Origin of the sequence: uncultured Kiloniella sp. (genome assembly GCF_937128705.1) — a bacterium.
Taxonomy (GTDB): Bacteria; Pseudomonadota; Alphaproteobacteria; order Kiloniellales; family Kiloniellaceae; genus Kiloniella.
Genome location: NZ_CAKZMP010000086.1, coordinates 1 through 10,443, shown reverse-complemented (window position 1 = coordinate 10,443; position 10,443 = coordinate 1). Strand labels below are relative to the sequence as shown.

Below are 10,443 nucleotides of genomic sequence, written 5' to 3'. Positions count from 1 at the left end.
ATCCTATTTGGAAGAATGCCGCTAAAAAGTGAGACAATGATGATTTTGAAAATTAGATCATCTAATATTGTCGATAATGAATTTTTCAATGATGTTGTATAGATAGTGGCAAGTATAAAAATCACAGTGGATCGTATTCAACCGGGGTTACATATTCGCCTTCCAGTTAAATGGAATGAACACCCGTTTTTGTTTAATAGTTTTAAGGTTAAAAACCAAGAGCAAATCCAACTTATACGCCACCTCGGTATACAGCATGTCTATATAAATCCTAGCCAAAGCGATACAAAGCCTCTTCCACCAAATCAAAAGATTGAAACCTTCGCACAGGCACTCCGTTCAGTTTGCCAGCCAATCATGGGGAAAGACCTCAGCGATTTCTCTTTTGCAAAATTGCTCGGCCAGATGCTTCATTTGGCTGAATCATTCGACATGACAATCCAGCCTCACCTGCTTCTACTTCAAAAAAATATGGTCATGGCTGAAGGCGTTAGTAGAGGCCTTCAAGAAAATCTCAACCTATGGGCGATATCCCAACCGCTCGTCGAAGAATGGATAATTGAGAACAGAGGACCAGAAGCAATCATCAAAGACGGCGTTACCAGTTTGACCGACAGCCTTAAAACACTCCCTAAATTAATCCATAACCTAGAGGCAGCATCAGGGGTGTTTTCCCAGCAGGGCCTTAGGCTACACGACAAAACTATTCAAGACTTTCACAATGAAAGTAGTGGTACAGCCAAGTGGGCATTCATCATCGCAATTGCAAGTTTCACATTCTCCATTGGATTTGCTGTAAATTTTATATTTTTCAATAGTTAACAATTATTAACATCTACTGTTGACAACTGAGTGATTTAGCCAAAAAATTAATATGTTAATTTACGCAATTTTACAGTGAAATAGTACATTTAATAATGATAGCTGGCAAAAGCATTCTACTGGTGGTTACTGGTGGTATTGCAGCATACAAATCTTTGGAGTTAATTCGACGCCTTAAAGAGCGCGATGTCTCTGTGCGTGCAATCCTTACCAAATCCGGATCAGAGTTTGTAACGCCACTCTCCGTTTCGGCCCTTACGGGTGAAAAGACGTTTGTTGATCTCTTTTCACTTACTGATGAAACCGAAATCGGACACATACAGCTTTCACGCCAATCAGATCTGGTCGTTGTCGTCCCTGCGAGTGCCGACTTCATGGCCAAGATGGCCCTGGGACGTGCAGACGATCTTGCATCCACGGTTCTACTCGCTACAGACAAAGATACTCTTATTGCGCCAGCAATGAATGTGCGTATGTGGGAGCATCCTGCTACGCAGGAAAATCTAAAAACCTTGATCGATCGCGGCGTCAAAGTCATAGGTCCTGATGAGGGTTCCATGGCTTGTGGTGAATTTGGCCCTGGCCGCATGTCTGAACCAGCCGAAATTCTTAAAGCAATTGAAGACTATTTTGCTACCCCGTCAAAAAAGCCACTTACCGGCATAAAAACCCTCGTCACAGCAGGGCCTACTCATGAGGCCCTCGATCCTGTCAGATACATTGCAAATCATTCATCAGGAAAACAGGGTTATGCCATTGCTAAGGCTATGCAACAACTCGGCGCTGACGTTACATTGGTGTCCGGCCCGACCAAATTGCCGCCTCCCAAAGGGATCAATTTTATTCCCATCACAAGTGCAGAAGAAATGCTTGCGGCATGCCAAAGCGCCCTCCCCACAGATATTGCCATTTGTGCTGCCGCTGTTGCTGACTGGCGAGTGGCAGAACAGAGTAAGCAGAAAATCAAAAAGAAAAGCGGTGAAGAAGCACCAACGCTTAGCTTTGTTCAAAATCCCGATATTTTAGCAACTCTGTCAAAGTCAGGACCAAATCGTCCTGGGCTTGTCATCGGCTTTGCTGCAGAAACAGAGCAGGTAACCGAAAACGCAATCTCAAAACGAGAAAGAAAGGGATGCGACTGGATTCTGGCAAATGATGTATCCCCAGAAACAGGAACTTTTGGCGGAGACGACAATACGCTGTTTTTAATTGATAAAAGCGGTGTCGAAAAATGGCATAAAATGACAAAAGACGCAGCAGCAGAAAAGCTGTCCAAGCGTATAGCAGACTACTTAACCCTCAACGCTTAATAACAAGCAAACATGTCAGGAAGAACTTGTATGAACGTAGAGATTTCGATCATTCGTCTCTCTCACGGAGAAGGCTTACCCCTTCCCTCTTATGCCACCCCACAATCAGCTGGGATGGATCTTCTTGCTGCCGTTAATAAGACAATCGAATTGGCACCGGGCGATCGCACACTGGTTCCAACCGGCCTCAAAATCGCACTGCCTGATGGCTATGAGGCTCAAATAAGACCGAAATCAGGCTTAGCACTAAAACACGGAATAACTCTGGTAAATACGCCAGGGACAATAGATGCCGACTATCGTGGAGAAATCGGTGTTATTATGATCAACCTTGGCAAAGAAACCTTTACTATCGAAAGAGGCATAAAAATAGCCCAGATGGTAGTGGCTCCCTGTATTCAGGCTAGTTGGTCCGCGGTAACTTCACTTGAGAAAACATCACGTGGAGAAGGCGGTTTTGGATCAACAGGCGTCTTTGCTCAGGAATAATAGGGACTGGGAAATAAAAAAATGCTTCGGCTATCAAAAAAGCTACTCTTTGCAATAGAGGCAGTAGTAGATATCGCTTATCACGCAGGCTCTGCACCTGTACGATCAACTGAAATATCACGTCGGGAAGGCATTCCAAGACGCTATCTTGAACAGGTGCTTCAACAACTAGTGCACAATGGTGTTCTTGCCGGACAACGGGGACCTCGCGGGGGTTACCGCCTCGCAAAGGAAAGAAGACGGATAACTGTCGGCGAAATTATCCGCGTTGTCAGAGATTTGGAGGGTGCATCAGATCCTGCCAGCGACAACGAGGGGTCTGACATCGGTATCAATGTCGTTCGTCCTATCTGGGTTGACATGCAAAAGGAAATAATGGAGCGTTTCGACAAAATAACCATTGAGCAACTTTGCGACGAAGCACGAAAACAAAACATTCCCAGTGAGGCCACAGCCGCAATGCCTGATTTCAGTATTTAATCAGGCGGTCTCTTGGGGTCGTATAGCGAGAAACCATGAAGACCAAAAACAACACCTTATCTTCCTCTTTCCGAGGCAAAATATACGATTCGATCCTTGATACGATCGGCGCGACACCACTGGTGCGTTTGCAAAAACTTGCCGACGCCCATGGTTCAGGTGCCGAAATACTCGGAAAGTGTGAATTCTTTAATCCGCTAGCATCGATCAAAGATCGTATTGGCTTTGCCATGATTGAAGCACTGGAAGAATCCGGAGAGCTCGACAAAGATACCGTTATTATCGAACCAACCAGCGGTAATACAGGTATCGCCCTTGCCTTTGTTTGTGCGGCAAAAGGTTACAGGCTGATCCTGACAATGCCAAAAACCATGTCTGCTGAACGTCGCAAAATGCTGCGTTATCTCGGCGCAGAATTGGTTCTTACAGATGGCGCGCTAGGTATTAGTGGCGCAGTTGCACGTGCCGAAGCCTTGGTCAAAGAATTGCCCAAAGCAGTTATGCCTCAACAGTTCATGAACAAAGCCAACCCAGCAATCCACAGAATCACAACCGCCGAAGAAATCTGGCACGACACAGCCGGTCAGGTCGACATGGTTGTTTGCGGCGTTGGGACTGGCGGCACCCTGACGGGTGTAGGTGCGGTTCTTAAAGAGTTGAACCCGGAAGTCAAAATGGTTGCCGTCGAGCCCGAAGACAGCCCTGTTCTTTCTGGCGGACAACCCGGCCCTCATAAAATTCAGGGGATTGGTGCAGGATTTATTCCTAGCATTCTCGACACTGGATTGATTGATGAAATCATTCGAATCGGAAATGATACAGCCTTCAGAACTGCTCGCGAAGCAGCAGCTCTTGAAGGACTACCAATCGGAATTTCTTCTGGCGCTGCTCTTGCTGCAACACTGGAAATTGGTGGTCGACCAGAAATGATGGGTAAAAAGATTGTCACCATTTTACCTTCTTTTGCTGAACGTTATTTGAGTACAGATCTTTTTGAAAATAACTAACTGTCTGAAATCTTAACCAGTTGAAAAAATGCACTCAGATAAAAGTGCACATATACCAAACGGAAATTTGAAACGTGAACGAGCAATTGGAAGACGAGCTAACCGACGATCAAATTGACCGTTATGCTCGACATCTTGTCCTTCCAGAAGTGGGCGAAGAAGGACAACTAAAGCTTCTGCGTTCAAAAGTTCTCGTTATCGGTGCTGGGGGATTGGGCTCCCCCCTTTTGCTTTATCTTGCTGCTGCTGGCATTGGGACCATCGGCGTTGTCGATGATGACGTTGTTGATCTGTCAAACCTGCAGCGCCAAATTTTACACGATACAAATCAAATCAATCACCCCAAGGTGCAATCCGCTAAGTCGCGTCTGGCCGCGATCAATCCGGACATAGATATCCAGCCACACCACTTCCGTCTGGATTCAGGCAACATTGATGATCTGATTGGTCAGTATGATTTGGTGGCCGATGGGTGTGATAACTTCAATACTCGTTATCTAGTCAATGACGCCTGCTATCGGCAGAAGGTTCCGTTGGTCTCTGCTGCAATCATGCGCTTTGACGGACAACTGACAACCTTTCGGGCTTTTGAAGAGGGAGATAAACCCTGCTATCGATGCCTTTTTGGCGATGAACAGGTCGCGGAAAAAGGCAGTTGCGCGGATGTTGGCGTACTGGGTGCACTGGCAGGCACAATGGGCAGCCTGCAATCCGTCGAAGTGATCAAGGAATTACTGGGAATTGGCGATAGTATGAGTAACAGCCTGTTACTATACGATTCTCTGGGAACATCATTCCACAAAATGAAAACCAAACGCGATCCTGCCTGTAGTTTGTGCGGAACTGCTAAGTAGAACCAGATAACTTCATCACTCCCTATATTCCTCCTTAATTCCAATAAGATAATTCATGGAATCTTCAATATTATTTAAGAAATACAAACTACCGTTTCTGAAACTTAAAGACTTCATAATGTAGCCGTTTCCACAAAACAGCATTAACATAAAAACAGTACCGTATTTTAAATGATAAAAACCTTCCAAATTCTTGCCATCCTTACCTTTTTCATGGCCAGCCCCGCATACGCGTTCCAAATTTTTGTATCTGTACCAGGAAAGACCATCACTCTTGATGTCGAGGCTTCTGATAAAATCGAAGAAATCAGGATTAAGATTCAGAACAAGGAAGGAATAAGTCCCACACAACAGAAACTGACTTTCTCTGGCCAAATCCTCTTAGATGGCAAAACACTGTCGCACTATAATATACAAAAAGAATCTACCTTACAGCTTATCATTATCAGCAACGAAGTTAATGTACCAAATAATGCTCAAGCAGCTGTACAGGCATCCGTATCAAACTCACAATCTATCGTACTCACCAACAATATAGGTGCCAGAATTACGACGATCGGTAGCCCTTCTGGCATTAGCCGTTCAACCTCCACAGGCGCGGGGCGTGATTCTCCTGGTGGTACTGGACGCACATCACCCCAATCAGAGTTAAATCAAAGCACACTATTTACTGAAATCTTTGAGACTGGGACAAACAGTCCATCCACAACAGGAAGCTCGGCACGTGAACTCGCGATGCTCGCGTCCTTTGATTCAAGCGTGACATCCATATTCGCAGCCCCTCAAACTGGTTCACAAGATGGTGTACAATCCAGAACCGATTTATCAGCAGATCAACCCTGGACATTTTGGGGCCACGGTTCTTATAACAACATTGAAAACAAACATAATGAAACGAATGATGACAGCCGTTTTACGGGTGATGTCTGGGGGTACAATATTGGATTTGATTACAGCCTGAATAATGCAACCTACGTCGGTTTATCATTGGGTTATGCAGATAGCGACCTTTCAACATTGTACAACTCTGGAACTTACGATGAAACCAATTGGTCCCTAACCCCGTATGCTGTGTATCAAGCAACCGACAACATTAAGCTTTCTTTTCTTGGTGGATATAGTATCGGAGGTATAGAACAAAGTCGTAATAACGGATCTGTGACATCAAACACAAACAGTTCCATGTTCTACGCTGGTATAAATGCCAGTTACAAAATCCAACCTGTACAGAATATCCCTTTTGCAGTCTCAACAAAATTAGGATTAACAGCACTTCATAAAATCGTCGATGCTTATACGGAAAGCGACGGCACTCATGTCGATAAAACAGTTTCTAATACTTGGCAGATAAAACCAGGGTTAGAGGCAAGTTATAGTTTTATCAGTGATCAAACAGAAATTCAGCCCTTTGTTAAAGTGGATTTCATTCATGATTTCAGAGATTCTATAAACAATGATGATAATGCCTATGACTTTGGGGGAGGTATACGTATTAACAACCCATCAATGGGGTTGAACGGTATAATCGAAGGGCAATCACAAATTGGTCGTGATGATTACAGCGAATATTCAGTGAGCGGACTATTAGCTTATGGTTTCGCGCTAGATGATGACCATTCAAAGACATCAAGCTTTTTGGAACCATTTGTTAAATCAAGCTTTATAAACGACGCGCAAATTTACGGAACAGGAATCACCTACCAACATGAATCAGGGTTGATAGAAGCCGATTTTGATATATCCCATACAATGGAAACAAACAGCCAAGAAGGCTATACTTCGGTACTTCTTGGCGCAAAAATCAATTTTTAAATTCCATATCATTTCGCAAAAAATTGCTACAGAAGCTTTTCAATCGGATAGCCAGAAAAATGTTTGGATGTGTTTAACACAACATGACTACTGATGTTCATCACGCCAGGTGTGTCCGTCGCATCCAATAGATGATCGTTTATTTCGTTGTATCGTCCCATATCAGGGGCAACGATGCGTAAACAGAAATCAAAAGACCCACTGACCATATAACATTCGACAACTTCCGGGATCTTTTGCACATAATCCTGAAAGGCCTTGAATTGATCCCGGCTATGGTCTTTGAGGGTCACCGTCGCGATGACCATGACAGAACGACATACCCGTTCCAGATCAAGCATTCCAAAATAGGGACCGATAAAACCGCGTTCTTCCAGTTTACGTACCCTGTTCAAACAAGAACTTGGCGATAAGTTCACTCTGTCAGACAAATCCTGATTGGTTATGCGGGCTTCTTGCTGAAGAATCGAAAGAATCTTTTGATCTATTCGATCCAGTTGCTGACTAAATGACATTTACAGGCCTTATTTTTACCAGACTATACATTACAGAACGCAGTTTCATTCTAGATACACAGAAAACTATTCTCTAGGAATCCTTATTTTCTCTATACATCAGGCTTGCACATTAATCAAAACACTAACGATATCTGTAAATACCTATTGCAAAGAACAAAACAAAATATAATTCGGTATAGCTTATTTAAACCGCAGTATCTGCAGTTAAATAGAGCGACTTCGATAAGACCTTCGGCAGATTCTGCGATAAGCTTATTTAACTGAGCGAAACAACGGCGTTAGAAATTCGCCAACAATCAAACTCGCCGAGCAATGCGTAATACACAGGTAATATACTGGGACGCCTGATCAAAAATCAGGCACAGATCCACCAAAGGAGCACATAATGTCTAACGTTCTTCCTGGCCGCGAAGCCATGATGACCACCTACAACCCGCCAAACATCGCCTTTGAAAGAGGTGAAGGAACCTGGCTTTACGCAGAAGATGGTACAAAATATCTCGATTTTTATAGTGGGATTGCCGTTTGCGCCTTTGGTCACGCGCACCCGCATCTGGTTGCTGCGCTGAAAGATCAGGCGGATAAATTCTGGCACTGTTCCAACATGTTCCGGGTCACACAATCAGAAACACTGGCAAAACGCCTAACAGACAATTCTTTTGCGTCAAAAGTTTTCTTTAGTAACTCAGGTGCAGAAGCCAACGAATGTGGCCTGAAAATCCTGCGTAAATATCAAGAAGCCAAAGGTCGTCCGGAACGCAAACGTATTATCGGTATGTCCAGCGCCTTCCATGGTCGTACACTCGGTACCATTGCTGCCGCAGGTAATCCAGCGCATACAGCTGGCTTCCTGATGGAAGATGAAGGCTACGATCAGGTTCCTTTTGGCGATCTTAAAGCACTGGAAGCTGCAATCACAAATGAAACAGCTGGTGTCATTCTTGAACCTGTTCAGGGTGAAGGTGGTATTCGCCCGGGTACAGCCGAGTATCTGCAAGGCGTTCGCGCCCTTTGCAACAAGCACGATATCCTGATGATGGTTGACGAAGTCCAGTGTGGCATGGGTCGTACGGGTAAACTCTTTGCCTATGAATGGTCTGGTATTGAGCCTGACGTTATGTCCCTTGCCAAAGGTATTGGTGGTGGCTTTCCCCTAGGAGCTTGCTTGGCAAATGACAAAGCAGCAGAAGCAATGATTTTCGGCACACACGGCAGCACCTATGGCGGTAACCCTCTTGCTGGTGCTGTTGGCAATGCTGTTATGGATCTCTTGATGGAAGATGGTTTCCTTGCCTCTGTCACCGAAAAATCAAACAAAGTTCGTGCCCAACTGGAAGAGCTTATTGCGAAACATCCCAAAGCACTGGTTTCTGTACATGGTCTTGGTCTGATGATCGGCCTTAAATGTGCAATTCCAAATGGCGATGTGCTTCTTGAGCTTAGAAGCGAAGGCATGCTCTGCGCAAAATCTGGGGACAATCAGATCCGCTTCCTGCCCCCGCTCAACGTCTCTGATGACGAACTGGATACAGCGATTGAAATTCTTGATCGTGTTTGCACGAAACTGACAGCCTAAGGAAAACGGTCGATGACTTATACTCCTTTGCTCGAATGGATCGATGCGCAACAGGACAATATGCTTTCGGAAGTTTTGGCGCTGAGTGAAATCAATTCCGGAAGCGCTAATATTCCGGGAATTGAAAAGGTCATCGACCGACTTTCTGACTTTGCATCCTCACTAGATGCAGAAGAAGAACGTCTTGAGTTGCCACCCAGGACAGATGTTCTTGATAATGGCGAGATTGTCGAAAGCGAAAGCGGTCCTCTGCTGCGCCTGACAAAATGGCCAAACGCCAATCGCCGCATTCTTTTGGTCGGACACAGCGATACCGTCTATCCCAAAGATCATAGTTTCCAGCACTGTACCAAGCTTGATGAAAATACCATCAATGGTCCCGGCGTTGCTGACATGAAGGGTGGTATTGTTGTTATGCTAACTGCATTACAGGCTCTTGAGCGCAGCCCCTATGCCGGTAATATCGGTTGGCAGGTTATTATCAACCCAGATGAAGAGATCGGCTCTTTTGCATCAGCACAACATCTGGACCAAGCCGCCAGAGCAGCCGATGTCGGTATGATTTTTGAGCCCGCATTGGCCGATGGTACATTGGCTGGGGCACGTAAAGGCAGCGGGAACTTTGCTCTAACGGCTCGTGGACGTGCCGCGCATGCTGGACGCGAACATCACCTCGGCAGAAATGCCATCGCAGCCCTCGCCCGGGCAATCTCACTTCTGGATGGCCTGAACGGTCAGATGGAAGGTGTTACGATTAACGTTGCTAAATTGACAGGCGGTGGACCGAATAATGTGGTTCCCGACTTTGCTTTGTGTCGCTTTAACATCCGTGTACCAAGCCCGGAAGGTCAAGCCTGGGCAGAAAAGCAACTACAACAGATCATTGATGAAATCAGTCAGGCCGATGGTATTTCACTTGAACTGCACGGATCATTCGGGCGGCAACCAAAGGTTATGGACAAGGCTCACCAGCAACTCTTCTCCCTACTGAAAAGCTGCGGAGATGATTTGGGCCTTTCAACAGAAGCAAAAGCGACAGGCGGTTGTTGCGATGGCAATAATCTCGCTGCTGCTGGTCTTGCAAATATAGATACCCTGGGTGTTCGTGGCGGCGCAATTCACAGCACAGATGAATTCCTGCTGATCGACAGCCTGAGTGAACGTGCCAAACTTTCTGCTCTCCTGCTCTTTAAACTCGCAGCAGGCGAAGCCAATTGGCCCGACCGTACAACCACAGCCTAATTTGGCTGACAAATCCGGGGAAAACGTCCCAATGTTAATTATCAGACCTGCTCGACAAAGTGATCTAGGTGATCTTATGGATTTGTCCCACGCTGTGGGAACAGGCATGACATCCATGCCAGCCAACGAAGGTTCCTGGCTTGAAAAGCTCACCCGTTCAGAAGCCAGCTTCAAATCCCCCGCAATGGGACCACAAGGTGAGATTTACTTTATGGTTCTTGAAGACACAAAAACCCAAAAGGCGATTGGCACCACAGCTGTATACGCCGGGGTTGGGTTAAAGTACCCCTTCTATTCCTATAAGATATCGACATTAGTCAATGCCTCATCCGA

At 45.4% G+C, this 10,443-nt stretch carries 11 protein-coding genes; 10 read left to right on the top strand and 1 reads right to left on the bottom strand.

The genetic code is table 11. The features are described from left to right. The first annotated feature begins 105 nt into the window (after positions 1-105). The 7 genes from Q0241_RS05300 (at position 106) to Q0241_RS05270 (ending at position 6,774) form a co-directional block, all read left to right on the top strand. Positions 106-822: a DUF3391 domain-containing protein gene (locus tag Q0241_RS05300; RefSeq protein ID WP_299374226.1), complete on the top strand. Its 717-nt coding sequence runs from the start codon at positions 106-108 to the stop codon at positions 820-822. Between the two features lie 95 nt (positions 823-917). Further along, a complete protein-coding gene (coaBC, locus tag Q0241_RS05295) occupies positions 918-2,132 on the top strand; it encodes a bifunctional phosphopantothenoylcysteine decarboxylase/phosphopantothenate--cysteine ligase CoaBC (protein WP_299374223.1) in 1,215 nt (404 codons plus the stop codon). A gap of 30 nt (positions 2,133-2,162) precedes the next feature. Next, positions 2,163-2,621, top strand: a complete 459-nt coding sequence (gene dut / locus Q0241_RS05290; protein WP_299374220.1) for a dUTP diphosphatase — start codon at positions 2,163-2,165, stop codon at positions 2,619-2,621. Between the two features lie 21 nt (positions 2,622-2,642). Next, positions 2,643-3,101 (top strand): Rrf2 family transcriptional regulator, encoded by a 459-nt coding sequence (locus tag Q0241_RS05285; protein ID WP_299374217.1) that lies wholly within the window; start codon positions 2,643-2,645, stop codon positions 3,099-3,101. 35 nt (positions 3,102-3,136) lie between these two features. Continuing rightward, positions 3,137-4,108: a cysteine synthase A gene (gene cysK, locus Q0241_RS05280; RefSeq protein ID WP_299374215.1), complete on the top strand. Its 972-nt coding sequence runs from the start codon at positions 3,137-3,139 to the stop codon at positions 4,106-4,108. A gap of 74 nt (positions 4,109-4,182) precedes the next feature. Beyond that, positions 4,183-4,962 carry a molybdopterin-synthase adenylyltransferase MoeB gene (moeB, locus tag Q0241_RS05275; RefSeq protein ID WP_299374212.1) on the top strand — a complete coding sequence of 260 codons (780 nt, stop codon included), beginning with the start codon at positions 4,183-4,185 and terminating at the stop codon, positions 4,960-4,962. 171 nt (positions 4,963-5,133) lie between these two features. After that, a complete protein-coding gene (locus Q0241_RS05270; RefSeq protein WP_299374210.1) occupies positions 5,134-6,774 on the top strand; it encodes an autotransporter domain-containing protein in 1,641 nt (546 codons plus the stop codon). Between the two features lie 26 nt (positions 6,775-6,800). Here the strand turns inward: Q0241_RS05270 and Q0241_RS05265 are convergent, their stop codons facing one another. After that, entirely contained in the window at positions 6,801-7,289 is a 489-nt protein-coding gene (locus Q0241_RS05265; protein WP_299374208.1) for an Lrp/AsnC family transcriptional regulator, read from the bottom strand. A gap of 388 nt (positions 7,290-7,677) precedes the next feature. Here Q0241_RS05265 and Q0241_RS05260 point away from each other — a divergent pair, with 388 nt between their 5' ends. The 3 genes from Q0241_RS05260 to Q0241_RS05250 form a co-directional block, all read left to right on the top strand. Continuing rightward, positions 7,678-8,868 carry an aspartate aminotransferase family protein gene (locus Q0241_RS05260; protein WP_299374206.1) on the top strand — a complete coding sequence of 397 codons (1,191 nt, stop codon included), beginning with the start codon at positions 7,678-7,680 and terminating at the stop codon, positions 8,866-8,868. Between the two features lie 12 nt (positions 8,869-8,880). Beyond that, entirely contained in the window at positions 8,881-10,110 is a 1,230-nt protein-coding gene (locus Q0241_RS05255) for a hydrolase (protein WP_299374203.1), read from the top strand. A 31-nt stretch (positions 10,111-10,141) separates the two neighbouring features. Then, on the top strand, positions 10,142-10,443 hold a 302-nt coding region (locus tag Q0241_RS05250), incomplete at its 3' end, for an arginine N-succinyltransferase (RefSeq protein WP_299374200.1).